Below are 21,787 nucleotides of genomic sequence, written 5' to 3' on the forward strand. Positions count from 1 at the left end.
GCCCGGGGTCTGTCGGGGCAGGTGCCGGGGCGTTGGTGTGATGACGCCAGGGGCTTGTGCGGCCCGTGGGGCGTCGGTCGAGGGGTGTCAGGGGTGATTCAGGAGTACGCTCCTGATCGTCGAGGGGACCCAGATCAGGCGAGTCGGGGCATCAACGGATAAACTCCTCGTTTGCCGTGCGCGGCACGGCATCGCGGCGCACTCCACACGACCCATGGAGAGTGAGAGATGCGTACCAGCCCGTCTCGCGAGGAGCGGCCGCCCGCCGCCCGCAGGGTTCCGCCGCCCGGCGACGGGTGCGCTGGATGACCTTCGCCCCCGGCACCCCGGCCCTGATCGACCCCGGCCTCCCCGCCGGAGCGCCCGCCCTCTTCACCGCGGGGCGCGCGGCTCCCGAGCGGACGCTGCTGGACATCCTCGACGAGACGACCCGCCGGGCGCCGGACGCGCTCGCCGTGGACGACGGCGTCGCCCCGCTCACCTACCGGGCCCTCGCCGGGGAGGTGGAGACCCTGCGGCGGCGGCTGGCGGACGAGGGCATCGGCCCGGGCGACCGGGTCGGGGTGCGGGTGCCGTCCGGGACGGCCGATCTGTACGTGTCGATCCTCGCCGTCCTCGCGGCGGGCGCGGCCTATGTCCCCGTGGACGCCGAGGACCCCGACGAGCGGGCCGAGCTGGTCTTCGCCGAGTCCGCCGTCCGCGCGGTGCTGGGCGAGGGACGGCGGCTCGCGCTCCGGGGCGGGCGCTCCGGGGCCTCGCCCCGGGCCGGGACCGCCCCCGGGCCCGGGGACGACGCCTGGATCATCTTCACCTCGGGCTCCACCGGGAAGCCCAAGGGCGTCGCGGTCACCCATCGCGCCGCGGCGGCCTTCGTGGACGCCGAGGCCGGGCTCTTTCTGCGGCGGAGCCCGCTGGGCCCGGGCGACCGGGTGCTCGCCGGGCTCTCGGTGGCCTTCGACGCCTCCTGCGAGGAGATGTGGCTCGCCTGGCGGCACGGCGCCGCGCTGGTGCCCGCGCCGCGCTCCCTCGTACGGACGGGGCTCGACCTCGGCCCCTGGCTGGTCGAGCAGCGGATCACCGCCGTGTCCACCGTCCCCACCCTGGCCGCGCTCTGGCCGGCCGAGGCGCTGGACGGCGTACGGCTGCTGATCTTCGGCGGTGAGGCGTGCCCGCCCGAGCTGGCCGAGCGCACCGCCGTCCCCGGGCGCGAGGTCTGGAACACCTACGGGCCCACCGAGGCGACCGTCGTCGCCTGCGCCGCCCGGCTCACCGGCGGGGGGCCGGTCCGGATCGGGCTGCCGCTCGACGGCTGGGAGCTGGCGGTCGTGGACGCCCGCGGCCAGGTGGTGCCGCTCGGGGAGAGCGGCGAGCTGGTCATCGGGGGCGTGGGTCTGGCCCGCTATCTGGACCCGGACAAGGACGCCGAGAAGTACGCCCCGCTGCCCGCCCTCGGCTGGTCCCGCGCCTATCGCAGCGGGGATCTGGTCCGGGCGGAGGCGGCGGGACTGATCTTCCTGGGCCGCGCGGACGAGCAGATCAAGCTCGGCGGCCGCCGGGTCGAACTCGGCGAGGTCGACGCGGCGCTCCAGGCCCTCCCCGGCGTCGCCGGGGCGGCCGCCGCCGTCCGCACCACCCCCGCCGGGCACCAGCTGCTGATCGGCTATGTCGTCCCGGACCGCCCGGCCCCCGGCGACGCGAACACGGACCCGGACCCGGACCCGGACACGGACACGGACACGGACCCGAACACCGACACCGACACGCCGGGATTCGACCTGTCGGCCGCCCGGGAGCTGCTGACCGGCGAGCTTCCGGCGGCGCTGGTGCCCCGGCTCGCGGTGGTGGCCGAGCTGCCGACCCGTACCTCGGGCAAGGTCGACCGGGACGCGCTGCCCTGGCCGCTCCCGGACACCGCCCCCACGGCGGACACCGAAACCGGCACCGGCACCGGCACCGGGACCGAGCTGAACGAGACCGAGGCCTGGCTCGCCGCCCAGTGGGCCGAAATCCTCGGCGCGACCGTCACCGGCCCCGACACCGACTTCTTCGCCGTCGGCGGCGGCAGCCTCGCCGCCGCCCAGCTGGTCTCCCGCATCCGGGAGCGGTACGCGACCGGCTCCGTCGGCGACGTCTACCAGCACCCCGCCCTCGGCGCGCTCGCCCGCACCCTGGAGGCGGGCCCCGCGAAGGCCGTCGAGGCCCGTCCCGTACGCCCCGTGCCCCGGCGGGCGCAGCTCGCGCAGCTGGCCCTCATGGTCCCCCTGCTCACCGTCGCCGGTCTGCGGTGGAGCGTGGTCGCCGCCGCGGTGAACAATGTGCTCGCGCTCGCCGGGCCCGCCGTCTCCTGGTGGTGGATCGCGCTGGGCTGGCTGCTGGTGATCAGCCCGCCCGGGAAGATCGCCATCGCGGCCGGGGGCGCGCGGCTGCTGCTGCGCGGGGTCCGTCCGGGCGTCCATCCGCGCGGCGGCCGGGTCCATCTGCGGCTGTGGACCGCCGAGCGCCTCGCCGGGCTGAGCGGGGCGACCGGTCTGGCCGGCTCCTGGCTGACGTACTACGCGCGGGCCCTGGGCGTCCGGGTCGGCGACGACGCCGATCTGCACTCGCTGCCGCCGGTCACCGGGCTGCTGCGGCTCGGCCGGGGCGCGGCCGTCGAACCCGAGGTGGATCTCGGCGGGCACTGGCTCGACGGCGACCGGCTGCACATCGGGCCGGTCCGGATCGGCGCGGACGCCGTCGTCGGCGCGCGCAGCACCCTCTTCCCCGGAGCGCGGATCGGCAAGCGCTCGGAGATCGCTCCGGGCTCGGCCGTCACCGGGACGGTCCCGGCGGGCGAGCGCTGGTCCGGGGCGCCCGCCACCCGCAGGGGCAAGGCCCGCCCGGCCCCCGGCCCCCGCCCGCCGCGCCGGGCCCGCTGGACCGCGGGCTACGCGCTGACCTCGCTCGTCCTCGGTCTGCTCCCCGCGATCGCGGCCCTCCCCGCCCTGCTGATCATGCGGCTGTCCGGCTCCCCGCTCGCCGCGGTGCCGCTCGCGACGCTCGCCGCCCTGACGGCGTACGCGCTGCTGATCCTCGTCGGCGTACGGGGTCTGAGCATCGGGCTGCGCGAGGGCAGCCACCCCGTGCACGGCCGGATCGCCTGGCAGGCGTGGGCGACGGAGCGGCTGATGGACATGGCGCGGGTGCAGCTCTTCCCGCTGTACGCGAGCCTCGCCACGCCCGTGTGGCTGCGGGCGCTCGGGATGAAGGTGGGCCGGGGCGTGGAGGCGTCCACCGTGCTGGCGGTGCCCGCCATGACCACGGTCGGCGACGGCGCGTTCCTCGCCGACGACACGATGGTGGCCTCGTACGAGCTGGGCGGCGGACGGCTCCGGATCGCCGGGGCCCGGGTCGGCAAGCGTGCCTTCCTCGGCAATTCGGGCATGACGGCCGCCGGCCGCCGGGTGCCCAAGCGGGGTCTGGTCGGGGTGCTGTCGTCCGCCCCGAAGCGGGCCAAGGCGGGCAGTTCCTGGCTGGGGATGCCGCCGATGCGGCTGCCCCGGGCCGCCGAGGAGGGCGATCAGAGCCGTACGTTCGCCCCGCCGGCCCGGCTGAAGTGGGCGCGGGCCGCCGTCGAGCTGTGCAGAATCGTTCCGGTGATCTGTTCCGCGACGCTCGCGGTCCTCGGGATCATCGCCTTCGGCACGGTGGCGGAGCGCTTCGGGCATCCGGTCGCGGTGCTCCTCGGCGGCGTTCTGCTGCTGGCGGCGGGCACGGTCGCCGCGCTGCTCGCGCTGGCCGCGAAATGGCTGCTGGCGGGCCGCTTCCGGGCGGTCGAGCACCCGCTGTGGTCCTCGTTCGTCTGGCGCAATGAGCTGGCGGACGCCTTCGTGGAGGTGCTCGCCGTGCCCTGGCTGGTGGGCGCGACCGGCGGCACCCCGCTGATGAGCCTGTGGCTGCGCGGGCTCGGGGCCCGGATCGGGCGCGGGGTGTGGTGCGAGACGTACTGGCTGCCGGAGGCCGATCTGGTCGCCGTCGGGGACGGCGCGAGCGTCGGCCGGGGCTGTGTGGTGCAGACCCACCTCTTCCACGACCGGATCATGCGGATGGACAATGTCGTCCTCGGGGCGGGCGCCACCCTCGGCCCGCACGGCATCGCGCTGCCCGGCGCCGTGCTCGGGGACCGGTCGACGGTCGGCCCCGCGTCGCTGGTGATGCGCGGGGAGCGGGTGCCCGCCGGCACCCGCTGGCTGGGCAATCCGATCGCCGTCTGGAAGCCGCCGCGCGACCGGAAACGGCCGAAGGCCGCCCGGGGCGAGACCGCCGGGTCCCCCCTGCGGCCCGACGCGAACGAAGGACGCACGTGACGGACTCGTACTTCCCGCTCCATGGCGACGACCGCTACCGCACCACCTCGTACGACCTGCGGGTGGAGTACATCCCGCACACCGGACGGCTCACCGGCCGGGCCCTGGTCGCCGCGATCGCCGGATCGGGCGGCGCGCCGGGCACGGCCCCCGGGCCGCTCACCGCCTTCGATCTCGACCTCGGACGGTTCCGGCTGACGAAGGTGCTGGTCGACGGCCGTCCCCCGGCCCGCTACACCCATCGCGGCGACCGGCTCCGGATCCAGCCCGCCCGTCCGCTGCCGCCCGGGACGCCCTTCACCGTGGAGGTCCGCTACGCCGGGGTGCCGCAGCCCGTCCGCACCCGCGAGTGGGGCGAGCTGGGCTGGGAGCAGCTGGAGGAGGGCGCGCTGGTGGCCTCCCAGCCGCACGGCGCGCGCTCCTGGTTCCCGTGCAACGACCGGCCCGACGACAAGGCGGTCTACCGGATCGCGGTGACCGCCCCGACCCCGTACGCCGTGGTCGCGAACGGCTCCCTGGTCTCCCGCACGATCGGCGCCTCCACCACGACCTGGGTGTACGAGCAGCCCGCGCCGATGGCCTCCTATCTGGCGTCGGTGCAGATCGGCCCGTACGAACTGGTCGAGGTGGCGGGCGCGGGGACGGGGGCCGGGGCCGTGCCGCAGCCCGCGGCGGTGCCGCGCGCGCTGACCGGCGGCCCCTTCGAGCACGACTTCGCCCGGCAGCCGATGATGATGAGCCTCTTCCAGGACCTCTTCGGGCCCTACCCCTTCGAGGACTACCAGGTCGTGGTGGTCGACGAGGAGCTGGACGTGCCCGTGGAGGCGCAGGGGCTGTCGGTCTTCGGGGCCAATCATGTGGACGGGCGGCGCGGCAGCGAGCGGCTGATCGCCCACGAGCTGGCCCACCAGTGGTTCGGCAACAGCCTCACGGTGGCCGACTGGCGGCACATCTGGCTCAACGAGGGCTTCGCCAAGTACGCCGAGTGGCTCTGGTCCGAGGCGGCCGGCGGCCCGTCGGCCGCGGTGCTGGCGAGCCGCTCCCACGCCCGGCTCGCCCGGCTGGACCAGGACATCCGGATCGCCGACCCGGGGGTGCGCCGGCTCTTCGACGACCGGGTCTACGAACGGGGCGCGCTGACCCTGCACGCGCTGCGCACGGAGATCGGGCACCCGGCCTTCGCGGCGCTGCTGCGGGAGTGGACCGCGACGCACCGGCACGGGGTGGTGACGACGGAGGAGTTCGTGGAGCTGGCGGCCCGGCACGCCCGGCGGCCGACGGCGGGGCTCTTCACCCGCTGGCTGTACGAGGCCCGGCTGCCGGATCTCGCGCCCCCGGACTGACGGGCGGGGCCATGGCGGCCGGTTGTCCCGGTACGTGCGGATGCATCCCGATCTGCTTAGTTACGTCCGGGCGTTCCGGGAAAAGGCAGGAGCCCCGGTCCTCGAAAGGCCGGGGCTCCTTGGGTACTGCTAGTCGTGCGCGATCGCCGACCCTGGCTGACTAGGCCGGGGTGACGTTCTCCGCCTGCGGGCCCTTCGGGCCCTGGGTGACGTCGAAGTTCACGACCTGGTTCTCCTCGAGAGAGCGGAAACCAGACGCGTTGATCGCGGAGTAGTGGACGAAGACATCCGGGCCGCCGCCGTCCTGGGCGATGAAGCCGAAGCCCTTTTCAGCGTTGAACCACTTGACGGTTCCGGTAGCCATAAGCCCTCCTTGGGCCAAAGGGTTGCCCTGCTCCAGAACCTGCAAACAAGTCTGAAAACTACAAAAGCCTGCGGGTCACATGCTCCGCAGGCTCTGTACTGCAAGGGAAACCAAACTGCAACTTGCGTCGAGCCTAGCACGCACTGTGTTCGCAGCGGTAGAGGGAAAGATCACTTCACTCGGACGCTTGAAGCGCCCGGCCGCGCACTGACGCGCCGGTCGGCCTCCGTCGGGCCGTGCGCCCGGCAAGACCGGCCCCGGCGCAGCTCGCAGGGGGTGCGCCCGTCCCCGGGACCCGTCGCGGGGAGGCCGGGGGCCGGTCGCCGGGAGCGGAGCCCGCGACCCCCGTGGAGCGGTGCGACCCGCGTGCGCCCCCCGCCGCCCGGGAGCGGCCCCGGAGGTCTAGCCTCGCCTTTGTGGACAGTCTTGGAGAAAGCACAGCAACCGACCGCCGCCGCAGCCGTCCCCGCGTCGGCCATATCCAGTTCCTCAACTGTCTCCCCTTGTACTGGGGACTGGCCCGCACCGGAACCCTTCTCGACCTGGAGCTGTCCAAGGACACCCCGGAGAAGCTCAGCGAGCGGCTGGTGCGCGGCGACCTCGATATCGCGCCGGTCACCCTGGTGGAATTCCTGCGCAATGCCGATCAGCTCGTCGCCTTTCCCGATCTGGCGGTCGGCTGCGACGGCCCGGTCATGTCCTGTGTGATCGTGTCCCAGCGCCCGCTGGAGAGTCTCGACGGGGCCCGGGTCGCCCTCGGCTCCACCTCCCGCACCTCGGTACGGCTGGCGCGGCTGCTGCTGGCCGAGCGGTACGGGGTGCGGCCCGACTACTACACCTGCCCGCCCGACCTCGGTCTGATGATGCGTGAGGCCGACGCGGCGGTCCTCATCGGCGACGCCGCGCTCCGGGCCTCGCTCCACGACGCGCCCCGCCTCGGTCTGGAGGTCCACGATCTGGGGCTGCTGTGGAAGGAGTGGACGGGACTGCCGTTCGTCTTCGCGGTCTGGGCGGCCCGCAAGGACTATCTGGCCCGGGAGGAGGACCTGGTGCACGAGGTGCACCGGGCGTTCCTCGCCTCGCGGAACCTCTCGCTGGAGGAGGTGGCCAAGGTGGCGGAGCAGGCCGCCCGCTGGGAGACCTTCGACGCGGAGCTGCTGGAGCGGTACTTCCGCACCCTCGACTTCCGCTTCGGCCCCGACCAGCTCGAAGGCGTCCGCGAGTTCGCCCGCCGCACCGGGTCGGCCGCCGGCTTCCCCGCCGATGTGACCGTGGAGCTGCTGGGCGCCCCCGGCCCCGGGGCCGGCCGCTCCTGGTGACGCCGGGGGCCGCCTGGGGACACCGGGGCGCTGGGGGGGAAGGCGAAGGGACGGCGGCGCGCGGACCCGACGCGGACCCGGCGCCGCCCGGGCGCGTACCGCCGCGAGCCGGGCGCGGGCCCGGGACGCCCGCCCGCCCGCGCCCGCCCCTCGGCCCGCCCGCCCCTCTGGCGTAGGCTGGCCGGGCCCGCAGACGCTTCCCATCAGGCTCTGGCAAACCCGCCGAAAGGTGACACCCGGTGACCGAGAAGGCCGACCTCCAGTCCGTGCTGGACCGCGCCGCCGAAGGCGGCCGGATCACCCCGGAAGAGGCCCTCGACCTCTACCGCTCGGCCCCGCTCCACGCGCTGGGCAGTGCGGCCGACGCCGTGCGCCGCCGTCGCTACGCGGGTACGGAGCACATCGCGACGTACATCATCGAGCGCAACATCAACTACACCAATGTGTGCGTCACGGCCTGCAAGTTCTGCGCCTTCTACGCCGCTCCGAAGGACACCGGCAAGGGCTGGTCCCGGGACCTCGACGACATCCTGCGCCGCTGCGCGGAGACGGTCGAGCTGGGCGGCACCCAGATCATGTTCCAGGGCGGCCACCACCCGGACTACGGCGTCGAGTACTACGAGGAGCACTTCTCCGCCATCAAGTCCGCCTTCCCCCAGCTGGTCATCCACTCCCTCGGCGCGTCCGAGGTCGAGCACATGGCCCGGATCTCCAAGGTCTCCGCCGAGGAGGCCATCACCCGGATCCACGCGGCGGGCCTGGACTCCTTCGCGGGCGCGGGCGCCGAACTGCTGCCCGCACGGCCCCGCACCGCGATCGCCCCGCTCAAGGAGTCCGGCGAGCGCTGGCTGGAGATCATGGAGATCGCGCACGGGCTGGGCGTGGAGTCCACCTCCACCATGCTGATGGGCACCGGCGAGACCAACGCCGAGCGCATCGAGCATCTGCGGATGATCCGTGACGTACAGGACCGGACGGGCGGCTTCCGGGCCTTCATCCCGTACACGTACCAGCCGGAGAACAACAAGCTCAAGGGCCGCACCCACGCGACGATCTTCGAATATCTGCGGATGATCGCGATCGCCCGGCTCTTCTTCGACAACGTCGCCCACATCCAGGGCTCGTGGCTGACCACCGGCAAGGAGGTCGGCCAGCTGTCGCTGCACTACGGCGCGGACGACCTCGGCTCGATCATGCTGGAGGAGAACGTCGTCTCCTCGGCGGGCGCCCGGCACCGCTCCAACCGCCAGGAGATCATCGACCTGATCCGCCGCTCGGGCCGCGTCCCGGCGCAGCGGACCACGACGTACGAGCATGTCGTCGTCCACACCGACCCGGCCGACGACCCGGTCGACGAGCGGGTGGTCTCGCACATCTCCTCGACCGCGATCGAGGGCGGCACGGCCCATCCGGAGCTGAAGCTCCTCAACGCCAACTGAGCCCCGATTGCTCACCCTGCACACGGCCGACGCGGTCCTCGCCGGCGTCCCCGGCGCGGCCGCCGTGGCCGTCGACACCGGCCGGATCGCCGCACTGGGCCCGTACGAGGAGCTGACCGCCGCGTACCCCACGGCACGGGTACGCCGCTGGCCGGGCCTGCTGACGCCCGGGCTGCGCCATCCGCGCGCCGGGGAACTCCTGGAGTGGGCCTACCACCCCGACCCGCGCGAGGCGGCCGAACTGGGCACGGAGCCGGTCACCGGGGCCGCGCTGGAGGCGCTCGCCCCGGACGGGGCCCGGTGGGGCGGCAGCGCCCGGCGCGGGCTCCAGCGGCTGCTGGCGCACGGCGTCACGGCGGTGACCGGCCCCTTCGCCCGGCCCTCCGTGCGCATCGCGGTGAGCCGCGCGGGCCTGCGGGTACGGGACGCCGCCCCGGGCGCCGGACCGGGCTCCCCGGACCGCCCCGCGTCCCTGGACCCCATCGCGTACGCGCCCCCCGAAACCCTGCTCGACGGCCCGCTCGCGGTCGGCGCCCCGGCCGACTTCGCGGTCTTCGCCGTCCCCGTGGACGAGCCCTGGCCAGGTGCGCTGGAGCGGCTCGGAGCGGCGAGCTGTGTGGCGACCGTCCTGGCCGGGCGGCTGGTGCACCGCCGCTCGTGAGCCGGGCCCGCCGCCCTGCTTGAATGGGGAGCGTGATCAGAGCATCCCTGGACAAGCAGCCGCACGAAGTCGCCTCGATGTTCGATGACGTCGCGGCCAACTACGACCTGACCAACGATGTTCTCTCGCTCGGTCAGGACCGCCGCTGGCGCAAGGAGGTCGCGAAGGCCGTCGCCGCCCGCCCCGGCGAGAAGGTCCTCGACCTCGCGGCGGGCACGGGCACGTCCTCGCTCCCCTTCGCCCAGGACGGCGCGTACGTCGTCCCCTGCGACTTCTCCCTCGGAATGCTCCGGGAGGGCAAGAAGCGGCACGGCTGGCTGCCGCTGACGGCGGGCGACGCGACCCGGCTGCCGTTCCGCGACGGGGTGTTCGACGCGGTCACCATCTCCTTCGGCCTGCGCAATGTGCGGGAGACCGAGACGGCGCTGCGCGAGATGCAGCGGGTGACCAGGCCCGGCGGCCGCATCGTGATCTGTGAGTTCTCCCACCCGACCTGGGCGCCGTTCCGGACGGTGTACGAGGAGTATCTGATGCGCGCGCTGCCCCCGGTGGCCCGCGCCGTGTCGTCCAACCCGGACGCCTACGTCTATCTCGCCGAGTCCATCCAGTCCTGGCCGGACCAGCCCGAGCTGGCGGCGATCCTCCAGCGGGCGGGCTGGGCCCGGGCGGCCTGGCGCAATCTCTCCGGCGGGATCGTGGCGCTGCACCGGGGCACGAAGCCCGAGGCCTGACCGCCGCCGGGCCCGGGTCCAGGTCCGCCGCCTGGTCCGGCCCCGGCCCGGGTCCGGATCCTTCCACGGTCCGGACCCGACGGCTGTCGGCGGTACGGGGGGCCCGGCCCCGGGCCCCCGCCGTTCCGTCAGAGCGCCATCCGGTAGCAGTGGGCCTCGCGCACCCCGTCCGGCTTGACGAACGTCTCCGCCCGCGCCATCCCGAGCCGCCGCACCACCGCCGCCGAACGCTCATTGCCCGGGTCGACCATCGCCACCACCGCGCCGACCCCGGCCGCCCGCACCCGCTCCAGCGTCAGCCGGGCGGCGGCCGTCGCGTACCCCCGGCCCCACGCCGACCGGCCCAGCCGCCAGCCGATCTCTATCTCCCCGACCGGGCCGAAGTTCTTGTGCGGCCACGGCTGCGCACCGGTGAAGCCCGCGACCCCGCCCTCCTCGTCCAGCAGTGTCCACAGACAGAAGCCCAGCTCCGCGTCGTGTCTGCGCTGCCGCGCCGTCAACTCCTCGTACACGGACAACTCCGCGCCGCGTCCGCCGAGGAACCGCATCACCTCGGGGTCGTCGAACGCCCGGTGCCAGGCGTGGGCGTCCTCGTCGGTGGGCACGCGCAGCCGTACGGCGGGGAGGAGCCTGCTCATAGGGGGGAGCCCTTCAGTAGGTTGATCGGTACGCCCCCCTAGACTGCACATGTCCTGTGCCGATCGGCACGCCCTATTTCGAGTCTTCGGGAGAACCCGCCGTGACCGAGCCCCTCTCCGAACACAGCGCCGATGTGATCGTCGTCGGGGCAGGCCCGGCCGGCTCCACGGCCGCGTACTACCTCGCCAAGGCGGGACTGGACGTGCTGCTGCTGGAGAAGACGGCGTTCCCCCGCGAGAAGGTCTGCGGCGACGGGCTCACCCCGCGCGCCACCAAGCAGCTCGTCGCCATGGGCATCGACGTCTCCGAAGAGGCCGGCTGGCTGCGGAACAAGGGCCTGCGGATCATCGGCGGCGGAGTGCGGATCCAGCTCGACTGGCCGGAACTCGCCTCTTACCCGGACTACGGACTGGTCCGCAAGCGCGACGACTTCGACGAGCAGCTCGCCCGGCAGGCACAGAAGGCAGGCGCGCGGCTGTACGAGCGGTGCAATGTCGGCGAGCCGGTCATCGACGACCGCACCGGCCGGATCACCGGCGTCAAGGCCAAGCTCGGCGAGGAGAAGACCCCGGTCACCTTCCACGCGCCGCTGGTCGTGGCCGCCGACGGCAACTCCTCCCGGATCTCCCTGGCGATGGGTCTGCACCGGCGCGACGACCGCCCGATGGGCGTCGCGGTGCGCACGTACTTCACCTCGCCCCGCCACGACGACGACTATCTGGAGTCCTGGCTCGAACTGTGGGACCGCCGGGGCGCCCAGGACCGGCTGCTGCCCGGCTACGGCTGGATCTTCGGCATGGGCGACGGCACCTCCAACGTCGGCCTCGGCGTGCTCAACACCTCCTCCGCCTTCAAGGAGCTGGACTGGCGCGAGGTGCTGAAGGCCTGGTGCGCCTCCATGCCCGAGGAGTGGGGCTACACCGACGAGAACATGACCGGCCCGATCCGGGGCGCGGCGCTGCCGATGGCCTTCAACCGCCAGCCGCACTACACCCGGGGGCTGCTGCTCATCGGCGACGCGGGCGGGATGGTCAACCCGTTCAACGGCGAGGGCATCGCCTACGCCATGGAGTCCGCGCAGATCGCCGCCGACGTCATCGTCCAGGCCCACGCCCGCGCCACCCCCGCCCACCGCGAACTGGCCCTCCAGCGCTACCCGAAGGTCCTCAAGGACACCTACGGCGGCTACTACACGCTGGGCCGGGCGTTCGTGAAGCTGATCGGCAACCCCAAGGTCATGAAGATCGCGGCCCAGCGGGGGCTGACCCACCCGATGCTGATGCGCTTCACCCTGAAGATGCTGGCGAATCTGACCGACCCGACCGGCGGGGACGCGATGGACCGCATCATCAACGGCCTGTCGAAGGCGGCGCCCCGCGCTTGACCGGTCGAGGCCGGGCCGCCCGCCGGGCGGCCCGGCTCACCGCGTTCGGCCGTCACACGTTGACGATCTTCACCTTCGGCGAGCCGGGAAGCTCCTCGGCGGCCTTGCACAGCGCCGGGATGTGCGACCTGTCAGAAGTGACGAGGAGCACCGGAGGAGTGCAGAGTGCGGCCGTGGCCACCACCAGCGCGTCCGCAAGGCATTCGTGCCCGTCGAGGCCCGAAACGTCCAGCAGCTTCGCTGCGGCGTCCGTCACCGCTTCATTGACCGGTTTCACGTCGAACCGGGACAGCAGGAACGGGAGTCGCTCGGCAGCCTCTCCCGTTCGGCGCGCCTCCAAGGGCGTCAACGCGGAGAGCGCTACGCGCCGCCCGCTCTGCTGAGCGACCTCGACGCGCGCACGCATCCCCTCGTCACCGTCCACGTGCGGTGACAGCCCCTGGGCGTCCAGGACGAGTGTGCCCTCGCTCTTCGCCTTGATCTTGAGGCGCTTGCTCGCCATTCCCGCTCCGCCTGCCGCCGTGCTTCGGCGGAGACGGGCCCGAACGCCTCGCGGTCGGCGGTCACGACCTCGCGGAGCTTCTGCGCGGCGAGCCATTCCTCCAGAGCTTCAACCACTACGGAGGAGAACCCGCTCTCGCCGGTGCGTTCCTCGACTTCCTTGATCAATGACTGGGCGAGCGACACGGATCTCTCGCCGGCCCGCTCGACGGCCTGGGGCGCCGCGTGACCGCTCATACCTGGAACGTAATACCGCCGGCAGGGAATCTCGCGTACGACGGCAACCCGGTGTAAGCCAGGGCCGAGCCGAAGGCCCTGCCGGCGCCGGCCGCTCTCCGTCCCCGCCAGGACGGCGACGGGCCGGTGCTCCTCGCGCTGTGCGCCGCAGGCCGGCCGTGAGACGGCGGGCACGGCCCCGTACGCCGCCCGTCGGGCCTCCGGGTGACCGGCCGTGCTTGACCTTGCCCCCGTGTGAGGGCCTGGAGTTGCCGTGACGCCCCGACCGGCACTCATGGAAGGACGGCCCCCTGATGCATCCCTACATCGGCTCCGGCCCCTACTGCTACGCCAACTCCCTCGCGATGCTGCTCGGCCCCGCCGCGCCCCCGCCCGGTGTGATCGAGACGCTCACCGGCTCGCCCTTCGGCGTCCAGCTGGCCGGCGCGCTGCCGTTCTTCGACCCGTACGGCTGGGACCCGGAACAGGGCCTGGACGCCGCCGTCGCCCTCCTCGGTCACGGCCGCGAGCGCACCGCCGGGGGCACGCCGGCCCAGGCGCTCGCCCGGCTGCGCGCCGCCAGTGCCGTAGGCCCGGTGCTGGCCGGTCCGGTCGATCTCGGGCTGCTGCTCTACCGGCCGGGCACCCCGAACCCCGGCGGCGGCGACCACTACGTCGTGGTGCTCGACGTCCAGGACGACACCGTGCTCCTCCACGACCCGCAGGGGCACCCGTACGCGACTCTGCCGACGGGGGCGTTCCTGGAGGCGTGGCGGGCGAAGACGGTCGACTACACCGACGAGCCGTTCGTGATGCGGACCGGTTTCGTCCGGCGGTACGAGGTCACACCGCACGAGGCGCTCAGCCGCTCGCTGCCCCGGGCCGTCGAGTGGCTCGCCGGGCAGGGGGGACCGACCGCGCCCCCGGGCTCGCTCGGCGGGGCCGACGCGGTGGAGGCGCTGGCCGGCCAGGTGGCCCGGGGGCTCGACGCGGGCCTCCGCGACCATCTCCAGTTCTTCGCCGTGAAGGTCGGCGCCCGCCGCCTCGCCGACGCGGCCGGCTGCCTGGCCGCGCTGCGCCTCCCCGGCCCCGCCGCCGTCGCCGCGGGCCAGGCCCGGATCCTCGGCGGGCTCCAGCACCCGCTGGCCACCCATGACGACATCGCCCTGGAGCGGGAGCTGCGGCGGCTGGCCCCGGGCTACGAACGGCTGCGCGCCGCGCTGACGGAGGTCCTCGCGGACACCGCCGGGCGGGTCTGAGCGAAGGACCGGAGGGATCGGGACCGGCCACCGGTCGCGGTCCCTCCGGGGGCGGGGGCGGGGGCCCGGCTCAGTCCCCCCGTACCGGCCGTTCCGTCTCCCGCAGGCCGCGCAGAAAGCGCTCCTGGTCGCCGAGGGCGTCCTTCGCGAAGAGCGAGCGGGGGGCGAGGAGCGCGGTGAGGGTGAGCGCGGGGCCGGACTCCCCCAGCTCCGCGCGCACCAGGGTGTGGGCCGCGTCGGGGTAGTGCCGGACGGTCAGCCCGCCGCCGGCGGCCAGCTCCCGGCGGTAGACGGTCCCGGTCTCGGCCGTGTCGACGTGCACGTCCTGCCCCGGGAGCATCAGCAGCAGCGGCACACCGCGCAGGGCGGGCAGATCGGCGGTGACGTCGGCGGTGTGGTTCCTGGTGATGAAGCCCCAGCGCCCGGCGGTCATCTCCCCGGGCCCGCCCATGGCCCTCGTGTACTCCTCGAAGCTCGCCCCCCGGGCCAGGAGGCGGCGGGTCAGATCGCTGCGGGCGATCTCTTCGTCGACCGTGGCCGGGGACGCGCCCCGCTTCCTCAGTTCGGCCAGCAGGTGGTGGCGGCCCTGCCGGAGCCAGTTGACCGCGGGTGCGACGGCGATGACGAAGTCCACCGGGGTCCGCTCGACGATCTTCGGCAGCACCCAGCCGGCCTGGCTCGCGCCCCACAGCCCGATCCGGTCCGGATCGACGCCGTCCTGGGAGCGGGCCCAGCCGATGGCGGCGACGGCCTCGGCGGCCCGGTCGGCCATGGACTGGCCGAGCCAGTCGCCGGGCGCGCCCCCGACGCCCGGTTTGCTCCAGGACAGGGTCGCGTAGCCGGCCCGCGCGTACGCCTCCCACAGGGGCTTGTAGCCGTCCTCGTGGGTGGCGTCCACGGGCCCGTCGCCATGGATCACCACCACCAGGGGGCGCGGTTTCCCGTCGCCGCCCCGGGGGGCGGTGAGCACGGCGTGCAGGGTGTGGCCGTCCCGCCGGATCGTGACGCGCCGCTCGTCCATGTCGTACGAGTGCTGCCACAGCACGACCGCGACGATCCCGGAGCCGGCCAGCAGCGCCATGACCAGACCCCACACCAGGACCCGCCGCAACCGACCCCGACCGCCCCGGCCGTCCTGTCTGTCTCGCCCGCCCCGTCTGTCTCGGCCGCCCCGTCTGCCTCGGCCGCCTGGGCTCCGGGCCTCGCGGAACCGGCCGCCCCGGCCGCCCCCGGCCCGGTCGTCCCCCCTGTCCCCGTTCCCGTCCCCGTTCCCGTTCCCTTCCCCGCCCTTGGCCCCGCCGCCCGGGACCGTCTCGCCCCGGACCGCCTCGCCCCCGACCCGGCCGTACCCACCCTGGAATCGCACCCGCGCCCACCTCCCGAAGTATCGTTCAAGAAACGATCGTACTCGCTACGATCGTTCTTATGGCATAAGATCGGCGTTCATGAGAGCTGACGACGAGAGCCGCCGAGGCGACATCACCGTCCGCCGGGGCATCCCCGCTGGGGCCGGGCGCCGGGCGGCCGAGCTGTACTGGGAGGCGTTCGGCCGCAAACTCGGCCCGGCGCTGAACCCGCCCGAGAAGGCCGTGGCCTTCCTCGCGGCCCATCTCGACCCGGACCGGGCCGTCTGCGCCCTGCTGGACGGCGAACTCGTCGGCCTCGCGGGCTACCAGCACGCGGACCGCTCCGCGACCCGCGCCACGGCCGCCGACGTCCTGCGCGCGTACGGCTGGGCCTCGGCCCCGCGCCGGCTCGCGCTGCTCGCCCTGCTGGAGCACGCCGACGCCCCCGGCCGGCTGTGGCTGGACAGCGTCGCGGTGGCCGCCGGGGCCCGGAGCCTGGGCATCGGCAGCCTGCTCCTCAAGGAGGTGGTCACGGTCGCGTTGGAACTCGGCTGCCAAGAGGTCAGACTGGACGTGATCGACGTCAATCCCCGAGCGAGGGCGCTGTACGAGCGGCGCGGCTTCATCGCCGTCCGCACCCGGCGCACGCCGTATCTGCGGACGCTGATGGGATTCGGCGCGGTCACCACCATGCGCCGTTCCCTCACCGCGTCCGCGAGGCACACCAGACCATGACCACCAGCCCCCACGCGCGGCCGCCCGTCCAGGTGGCCACCCGGACGCTCGTCGAGGCGCTCGTCCGCGAGGACCACACGGTCGACACCGCCGAGCTGTACGCCACCGCGCCCCTGCTGGGCATGAGCGACCAGCAGGTGCGGCTCTGCGTCAAACGGCTCGTCGCCGAAGGGCGCTTCACCCACGAGGGGCGGGGGCGCAAGGCCGTTCTGCGCGCCGCCGGGGACACCGAACGCGCCCTGGAGCCCGATGTCGGCTTCGTCGCCCACGCCTTCCGGCAGGACGCCGGGCTCGCCCCCTGGGACGGCCGCTGGCGTCTCGTCGCCTTCGCCGTGCCCGAGACCTCCCGCGCTGCCCGCGACGCGCTGCGCACCGGCCTCGGCCGGCTCGGCGGCGCACCGCTCCAGGGCGGGCTCTACGTCGGCGCCAACGCCTGGGAGCCCCATGTCGAGGACCTCGCGCGCTCCCTGGGCCTCCTCGACCGCCTCACCCTCCTCACCACCGGCGAGCTGCGCCGGGGCGGCGAGAGCGATCCGGCGGCCCTCGCCCGCGCGCTCTGGCCGCTGGCGGAGATCGCCGAGCGCCACGACCGCCTCGCCGCCGTCGCCCGCCCCCGCCTCGAACGGCTGCGTTCCGGGGCCGAGATCCCCGGCCCGGAGCTGCTGACCGTCGCGGTCGAACTCGCCGCCGAGTTCACCCGCGCCATGGAGCCCGATCCGCTGCTCCCGCCCGAACTGCTGCCGAGTCCCTGGCCGGGCGCCCGGGCCCGCGCCCTCGTCGCCGAGTGCTGGACCCTGCTCCGCCGCCGCGACGAGTCCCGCGACCCCGGGCGGCACGGGCCGAGGCTCTTCCGGCTCTACGACTCCGTACTCCCGGAAACGGCCCCGGAGCCGGACCCGGATCCGGGCTCACGAACGGGCTCACGAACGGACCCGGACCCGGACCCGGAGCCCGAGCCCGGGCACGAGACCGGCTGACCCGCCAGCCGACCCGCCGCACGCCCCGCCGGTCGTCCGCACGCCCCGCCGACCGCCCCCGCAGGCTCAGCCCCCTCGCTACGACAGCGTCCCGGCCACCACCGACGCCGCCTCGGCGATCAGCCTGTCGTCGTGCTTCTCGTCCTCCCCGTCCCGGTTCGACATGATCGCCATGACGATGGGGGCGGAGCCGGGCGGCCGGACCACGGCGATGTCGTTGCGGGCCCCGTACCCGCCGCCCGTCCCGGTCTTGTCGCCGACCGTCCACCCCTCGGGCACCCCGGCCCTGATGAGATCGTCCCCGGTGGTGTTGGTCCGCAGCCACTCGTCGAGCAGCGCGCGTTCGCCCTCGCCGAGCGCGTCCCCGAGCGCGAACGCGCGCAGACTCCCCGCCATGGCCCGGGGCGTGCTCGTGTCCCTGGCGGAGCCCGGCGCCCAGCGGTTCAGCTCCGGCTCGCGGCGCTCCACCCGGGTGACGTCGTCGCCGATCTCCTCCAGCACCGCGTCCAGACCGGCCGGCCCGCCCAGCTCGTCGAAGAGCACATTGGCCGCGGTGTTGTCGCTGTGGCGGACCGCCGCGTCGCAGAGCGCCCGCAGACTCATCCCGGTCCCGACGTGTTTCCCGGTCACGGGGGAGTGGGGGACCAGATCGTCCCGCGAGTAGGTCACGACCCGGTCCATCCCGCCCAGCGAGCGCTCCCTGAGCACCGCGCCCGCCGCGAGCGCCTTGACCGTGGAGGCGAAGGGGAAGCGCGCGCCGTCGTTGTGGGCCACCTCGCGCCCGGTGCCGGTGTCCACGGCGTACACGCCCAGCCGCGCGTCGAACTCCCGCTCAAGCCGGGCGAACTCGCGTACGTACGGCTCCGGGGCCGCGCCCGGCTCCGCCGCCGCCGTCGTCCTCGTCCCCGCGCCGGGCGGGGCGGCCGACTCGTCCCGGCCGCAGGCGGCGAGCGGTACGAGGAGCAGCGCGGCGAGCGCGAGCGGAGCGGCGCGGCGGGTACGGGTGTGCTGCATGTCGGAACCTCCGGAGCGGGGGCAGGAGAGGGAGCGGCACGGCTTCCGCCCGATGGGCGGCCGTGGGGCCGGGAACACCCTCGCCCCCGCCCGTCCATGCGGTCCAATACGCGAACGCGCTGTTCCATGCCGAACCGGCATAGAGTTCGGTCGTGGATCTGGTGGGAGCGTGCCGCGCGTTCGTGAGCGTCGGCGAGTACGGCGGTTTCACCGCCGGAGCCGCCGCCGCCGGGATGGCGCAGTCGGTGGCCAGCCGTCGCGTCGCCGCCCTGGAAGAACGCCTCGGCGAGCAGCTGTTCGAGCGCACCACCCGGCGGGCCGTGCTCACCCCCTTCGGCCGGGATCTGCTCCCGGCCGCCCGGCGGCTGGTGCGGGCCGCCGACGAACTGCTGCACGAGGCGGAGGACGCCCGGCACAGGCCCTGGCGGCTCGCGATGCCCGACGTCTGCTCCACCGCCGCGCTCGCCCGGCTGATCGCCGAGGCACGGGACCACGGCATCACGCTCGACCTGCGGCTCGCGCCGCCGACGCGGCGCGCGGAACTCGTCCTCGCGCAGCAGGTGCGCGCCGCCCTGCTCGCGGTCCCCGCCGACGAGGCGGGCTGGTCGCTGCCGCTCGGGCTCGCCGGGGCGCGCGATCCCGGAGTGCGGCGCGTCTATCTGGAGACGCTGCGGCTCGGCCGGGCCTCCCCGGGCCCCGCGCGGCGCGTCTGGATCCAGCCCGAGGACGACGTACCGCACCTACGCGACCCGTTGACGCGGCTGTGCGAGGCGGTCGGCCTGCGGCCCGTGCAGCTCGCCGCCGCCGAGCTGACGACCGCGGCGGCGGAGGTCTACCGGAGCGGCGATCTGCTGCTGTGCTCCCCGGCGCAGGCCGGGGAACTCGCCCTGCACTGGCGGCCGATCGGCGAGATCGCGCTCCGCCGGGGATTCGCCCTCGCCGCCTCGGCGGACGGCAACCCCCAGCACCTCGCGGCCCGCCTCGGCGACGCCGTCGCCCGCTGTCTCGGCGCGGACGCCCGGCCGGCCGCCGGGGAAGGAGCGCCCGCGTGAACAGCGAGAGACTCCTGCGGGATCTGCGCCGGGAGCTGGGCGACGGCGGGCTGCGCGCCGGCCTGCTCGTACGGGATCTGCGCACCGGTCAGGAGCTGGGGATCGAGCCGGACCTCCGGCTCCCCTGCGCCTCCCTGGTGAAGGTCCCGCTGGCGCTGGCCACCGCGGAGCGCGTCCGGCGGGGCGAGCTGGACGGCGCGGCGGCGATCGACGTACGGCCCGGGCTGATCACCACGCCCGGCCCCACCGGGCTCAGCCGGTTCCGCCACCCCGCCCGGATCGCGATCGACGATCTGCTCTATCTGAGCACCTGTCTGAGCGACGGCGCCGCCGCCGACGCGCTGTTCGAACTCACCCCGCCCGCCCGGGTCGCCGAGATCCTCCGCGAGCTGGGGATCTCGGGCATCACCGTCCGGCACGGCATGCGCGAGCTGTCCGACACCCCCGTGGAACGGCTCGACGCGGACCAGGCCCATCTCGCCCACGCCCTCGCCATCGACGCGGGCACCGGCGGCCGCGGCCACCGGGTGCCGCAGCTCGACACCGCCCGCGCCAACACCGCCGACGCGCGCTCCTGCGTGGACCTGCTCCAGGCCCTGTGGACGCCCTCGGCGATCGACCCGGAGACGGCCGGGCGGGTGCGCGGTCTCATGGCCCACAACGTGCTCCGGCACCGGCTCGCCCCGGACTTCAGCTCCGACGCCGCCACCTGGTCCTCCAAGACCGGCACCCTGCTCAACCTCCGTCATGAGATGGGCGTCGTGGAGCATCTGGACGGACAGGTCTTCGCGATCGCCGTGTTGACCGAGTCGCTCGTTCCGGCCAGTGCCCAGCCCGGCGCCGACGCGCTGATGGCGCAGGCCGCCCGCCGGCTGCGCGACCGGCTCCGGCAGCTCTGACCGCGCCCGGCGCGCCCGGGGGCGCGCCGGACCGCCCCGAGGACGCGCTCCGGGCGGAACCGGCCGATTCGCGCGATCCGCCCGTGTACGCGGCGGCGGGGGTGGAAACTGGTCGGTGCGGGGGGACGCGGACTCGGGGGTGACGGAGCGGCCCCCGCGCATTCGACAGAGGGGGAAATCCCGTGGACGAAGCTGAGGACCGACGGCTGCGAGCCATCGCCCCGGACATCTCGCACATCTCCGTCAGCCTGCTGCGCAGAGTGGTCGGCGCCTACCCCGAGGAGCGCATCCCCGAAGAAGCCCTCCGCACCGCCGACGAGGTGCTGGAGCGGTACGGGAGCGACGGGCTGCGCGTCCTGGTCATGAGCCTCACCGGCTGGGCCGCCGTCGAGATCGAGAAGGACGCCCATATGAGCGGGCGCACCCATGAGGCCCTTCTCGACGACATGGACCTGACCCGCCTGGAGGCCAACCCCGACGGCTGAGCCGGCCGGCCCGCCCCGCGTCCGGCCGTCGCCCCGCCGTCCGCGGATACGCCGACGGGGCCGGCGGGAGGAGTTCCCGTCGGCCCCGTCGGGCGGACACTCGCCGGCCCGGGGCCGGCTGTGCGTCACACGTCAGAGGACGCGCACCGCTCCCGTCGCCGGGTAGCCCGACAGATCCTGGATGACGACGCCCTTCTCCGGGTTGGCCGCGTCCAGGTACTGGCCGTTGCCGATGTAGACGCCCGTGTGGTACGCGCTGCCCGCGGCGCCCCAGTACAGGATGTCGCCCACCTGGAGGTTGGAGGTGCCGACCTGGGTGCCCGCGGTCGACTGGTCCTGCGAGACGCGCGGGAGGTCGATGTTGACCTGACGGAACGCCGCCTGGACGAGGCTGGAGCAGTCCCACGAGTTGGGCCCGGTGGCGCCCATCACATAGGCGTCGCCGACCTGGGCCTTGAGGAACGCGATGACCGTTCCCACGTTGCCGGAGGCGTTGCCGGTCGAGGACGGCGCGGGGGTGCTCGCGCTGGAAGAGCCTCCGGTGGACGCCTTGTCGGCGGTGGAGGAGCCGGCCGCCGGGGCCGAGGCGAGCGTGGTCCGCTCGGCGGTGCGCGAGGCGCGCTCCTGCTTCTCGGCCTCCGCGGCGGCGGCGGCCGCGGCCTCCCGCTCGCGCTTCTCCTCGGCCTTCTTCTCGGCCTCGGCCTTGCGCACCGCTTCGGCCTTCGCCGTCTTCGCGGTCTGCGAGGCCTTCTTGGCGGCGGCGTCCTCCTGGGCCTGGAACTCCAGGTCGAACGCGGCCTGCTGCTGGGTCTGGGCGGACTGGGCGACCGCCTGGGAGAGACCGGCGGGGGTGAACGTCGGCATCTCGATGGTCTCGGTCACCGGCTCGGCGTTCGCCGTTCCGGCGGCTCCGGCCACTGCGATGGTGCTGAGAACGCCACCGGCAACTCCGGCTCGGAGCGCCATGGCGGAGGCACTGCGGCGCCGGGGCTTCCGGTGGCTGGGTATGTGAGCGGTGTGGGACATGGGACAACCGCTATCAGCCATACCCGGTTCCCGACAAGAAACGTGTGTTGCGCC

19 protein-coding genes are annotated in these 21,787 nt (G+C 74.3%); 13 read left to right on the plus strand and 6 right to left on the minus strand.

Features of this window, described 5'->3' with window-relative positions:
- Positions 1-305: 305 nt before the first annotated feature.
- Both ACF089_RS32820 and ACF089_RS32825 read left to right on the plus strand, forming a co-directional pair.
- Entirely contained in the window at positions 306-4,343 is a 4,038-nt protein-coding gene (locus ACF089_RS32820) for a Pls/PosA family non-ribosomal peptide synthetase (protein WP_392034793.1), read from the plus strand.
- Positions 4,340-5,686: a M1 family metallopeptidase gene (locus ACF089_RS32825; RefSeq protein WP_392034796.1), complete on the plus strand. Its 1,347-nt coding sequence runs from the start codon at positions 4,340-4,342 to the stop codon at positions 5,684-5,686. The genes ACF089_RS32820 and ACF089_RS32825 overlap by 4 nt, the downstream gene beginning before the upstream one ends.
- A 160-nt stretch (positions 5,687-5,846) precedes the next feature.
- Here the strand turns inward: ACF089_RS32825 and ACF089_RS32830 are convergent, their stop codons facing one another.
- Entirely contained in the window at positions 5,847-6,050 is a 204-nt protein-coding gene (locus ACF089_RS32830) for a cold-shock protein (protein ID WP_003967102.1), read from the minus strand.
- 416 nt (positions 6,051-6,466) lie between these two features.
- On the opposite strand from ACF089_RS32830, the gene ACF089_RS32835 reads away from it, so the two are divergent.
- From ACF089_RS32835 to ACF089_RS32850, 4 genes are all read left to right on the plus strand, one after another.
- Positions 6,467-7,369, plus strand: a complete 903-nt coding sequence (locus ACF089_RS32835; RefSeq protein WP_392034799.1) for a menaquinone biosynthetic enzyme MqnA/MqnD family protein — start codon at positions 6,467-6,469, stop codon at positions 7,367-7,369.
- Positions 7,370-7,608: 239 nt separating this feature from the next.
- Positions 7,609-8,808 carry a cyclic dehypoxanthinyl futalosine synthase gene (gene mqnC, locus ACF089_RS32840; RefSeq protein WP_392034802.1) on the plus strand — a complete coding sequence of 400 codons (1,200 nt, stop codon included), beginning with the start codon at positions 7,609-7,611 and terminating at the stop codon, positions 8,806-8,808.
- Between the two features lie 7 nt (positions 8,809-8,815).
- Complete coding sequence (locus tag ACF089_RS32845; protein ID WP_392034805.1) at positions 8,816-9,469, plus strand: hypothetical protein; 654 nt, start codon at positions 8,816-8,818, stop codon at positions 9,467-9,469.
- 32 nt (positions 9,470-9,501) lie between these two features.
- Positions 9,502-10,200: a demethylmenaquinone methyltransferase gene (locus ACF089_RS32850; RefSeq protein WP_392034807.1), complete on the plus strand. Its 699-nt coding sequence runs from the start codon at positions 9,502-9,504 to the stop codon at positions 10,198-10,200.
- A 128-nt stretch (positions 10,201-10,328) separates the two neighbouring features.
- Here the strand turns inward: ACF089_RS32850 and ACF089_RS32855 are convergent, their stop codons facing one another.
- Positions 10,329-10,838 carry a GNAT family N-acetyltransferase gene (locus ACF089_RS32855; RefSeq protein ID WP_392034809.1) on the minus strand — a complete coding sequence of 170 codons (510 nt, stop codon included), beginning with the start codon at positions 10,836-10,838 and terminating at the stop codon, positions 10,329-10,331.
- A gap of 101 nt (positions 10,839-10,939) precedes the next feature.
- Between ACF089_RS32855 and ACF089_RS32860 the strand changes: the two genes are divergently transcribed.
- Positions 10,940-12,223 carry a geranylgeranyl reductase family protein gene (locus tag ACF089_RS32860; RefSeq protein ID WP_392034812.1) on the plus strand — a complete coding sequence of 428 codons (1,284 nt, stop codon included), beginning with the start codon at positions 10,940-10,942 and terminating at the stop codon, positions 12,221-12,223.
- A gap of 52 nt (positions 12,224-12,275) precedes the next feature.
- Here the strand turns inward: ACF089_RS32860 and ACF089_RS32865 are convergent, their stop codons facing one another.
- Positions 12,276-12,725 carry a DNA-binding protein gene (locus ACF089_RS32865; RefSeq protein WP_392034815.1) on the minus strand — a complete coding sequence of 150 codons (450 nt, stop codon included), beginning with the start codon at positions 12,723-12,725 and terminating at the stop codon, positions 12,276-12,278.
- Positions 12,726-13,254: 529 nt separating this feature from the next.
- Between ACF089_RS32865 and ACF089_RS32870 the strand changes: the two genes are divergently transcribed.
- Positions 13,255-14,199: a hypothetical protein gene (locus tag ACF089_RS32870; RefSeq protein ID WP_392034818.1), complete on the plus strand. Its 945-nt coding sequence runs from the start codon at positions 13,255-13,257 to the stop codon at positions 14,197-14,199.
- Between the two features lie 70 nt (positions 14,200-14,269).
- Here ACF089_RS32870 and ACF089_RS32875 read toward each other — a convergent pair whose 3' ends face one another.
- Positions 14,270-15,280, minus strand: coding sequence for an alpha/beta hydrolase family protein (locus ACF089_RS32875; RefSeq protein WP_392034821.1), 1,011 nt, complete (start codon positions 15,278-15,280; stop codon positions 14,270-14,272).
- Between the two features lie 364 nt (positions 15,281-15,644).
- On the opposite strand from ACF089_RS32875, the gene ACF089_RS32880 reads away from it, so the two are divergent.
- Together ACF089_RS32880 and ACF089_RS32885 are read left to right on the plus strand one after the other, a co-directional pair.
- Positions 15,645-16,280, plus strand: coding sequence for a GNAT family N-acetyltransferase (locus ACF089_RS32880; RefSeq protein ID WP_392034824.1), 636 nt, complete (start codon positions 15,645-15,647; stop codon positions 16,278-16,280).
- Entirely contained in the window at positions 16,277-17,257 is a 981-nt protein-coding gene (locus ACF089_RS32885) for a PaaX family transcriptional regulator C-terminal domain-containing protein (protein WP_392034826.1), read from the plus strand. Before ACF089_RS32880 ends, ACF089_RS32885 begins: the two co-directional genes overlap by 4 nt.
- 78 nt (positions 17,258-17,335) lie before the next feature.
- Here ACF089_RS32885 and bla read toward each other — a convergent pair whose 3' ends face one another.
- Positions 17,336-18,271, minus strand: a complete 936-nt coding sequence (bla, locus tag ACF089_RS32890) for a class A beta-lactamase (RefSeq protein ID WP_392034829.1) — start codon at positions 18,269-18,271, stop codon at positions 17,336-17,338.
- Between the two features lie 152 nt (positions 18,272-18,423).
- Between bla and ACF089_RS32895 the strand changes: the two genes are divergently transcribed.
- The 3 genes from ACF089_RS32895 (at position 18,424) to ACF089_RS32905 (ending at position 20,707) form a co-directional block, all read left to right on the plus strand.
- Positions 18,424-19,323 (plus strand): LysR family transcriptional regulator, encoded by a 900-nt coding sequence (locus tag ACF089_RS32895; RefSeq protein ID WP_392034832.1) that lies wholly within the window; start codon positions 18,424-18,426, stop codon positions 19,321-19,323.
- On the plus strand, positions 19,320-20,222 hold the full coding sequence (locus ACF089_RS32900) for a serine hydrolase (protein WP_392034835.1): 903 nt from the start codon (positions 19,320-19,322) through the stop codon (positions 20,220-20,222). The genes ACF089_RS32895 and ACF089_RS32900 overlap by 4 nt, the downstream gene beginning before the upstream one ends.
- A 182-nt stretch (positions 20,223-20,404) precedes the next feature.
- The gene (locus tag ACF089_RS32905; RefSeq protein ID WP_392034838.1) at positions 20,405-20,707 is read left to right on the plus strand and encodes a hypothetical protein; all 303 of its coding nucleotides are present in this window, start codon (positions 20,405-20,407) and stop codon (positions 20,705-20,707) included.
- Positions 20,708-20,839: 132 nt separating this feature from the next.
- Here the strand turns inward: ACF089_RS32905 and ACF089_RS32910 are convergent, their stop codons facing one another.
- A complete protein-coding gene (locus ACF089_RS32910) occupies positions 20,840-21,733 on the minus strand; it encodes a C40 family peptidase (RefSeq protein WP_392034840.1) in 894 nt (297 codons plus the stop codon).
- Positions 21,734-21,787: the final 54 nt, after the last annotated feature.

It is taken from the genome of Streptomyces sp. NPDC014894 (genome assembly GCF_043080985.1).
Lineage (GTDB): Bacteria > Actinomycetota > Actinomycetes > Streptomycetales > Streptomycetaceae > Streptomyces.

What these genes read in the sequence shown, in the direction of transcription:
- ACF089_RS32875 (WP_392034821.1), bottom strand. Translation starts at nt 15,280, where the DNA reads ATGGCGCTGCTGGCCGGCTCCGGGATCGTCGCGGTCGTGCTGTGGCAG.
- ACF089_RS32880 (WP_392034824.1), top strand. Translation starts at nt 15,645, where the DNA reads ATGAGAGCTGACGACGAGAGCCGCCGAGGCGACATCACCGTCCGCCGG.
- bla (WP_392034829.1), bottom strand. Translation starts at nt 18,271, where the DNA reads ATGCAGCACACCCGTACCCGCCGCGCCGCTCCGCTCGCGCTCGCCGCG.
- ACF089_RS32870 (WP_392034818.1), top strand. Translation starts at nt 13,255, where the DNA reads ATGCATCCCTACATCGGCTCCGGCCCCTACTGCTACGCCAACTCCCTC.
- ACF089_RS32855 (WP_392034809.1), bottom strand. Translation starts at nt 10,838, where the DNA reads ATGAGCAGGCTCCTCCCCGCCGTACGGCTGCGCGTGCCCACCGACGAG.
- ACF089_RS32885 (WP_392034826.1), top strand. Translation starts at nt 16,277, where the DNA reads ATGACCACCAGCCCCCACGCGCGGCCGCCCGTCCAGGTGGCCACCCGG.
- ACF089_RS32865 (WP_392034815.1), bottom strand. Translation starts at nt 12,725, where the DNA reads ATGGCGAGCAAGCGCCTCAAGATCAAGGCGAAGAGCGAGGGCACACTC.
- ACF089_RS32830 (WP_003967102.1), bottom strand. Translation starts at nt 6,050, where the DNA reads ATGGCTACCGGAACCGTCAAGTGGTTCAACGCTGAAAAGGGCTTCGGC.
- ACF089_RS32910 (WP_392034840.1), bottom strand. Translation starts at nt 21,733, where the DNA reads ATGTCCCACACCGCTCACATACCCAGCCACCGGAAGCCCCGGCGCCGC.
- ACF089_RS32820 (WP_392034793.1), top strand. Translation starts at nt 306, where the DNA reads ATGACCTTCGCCCCCGGCACCCCGGCCCTGATCGACCCCGGCCTCCCC.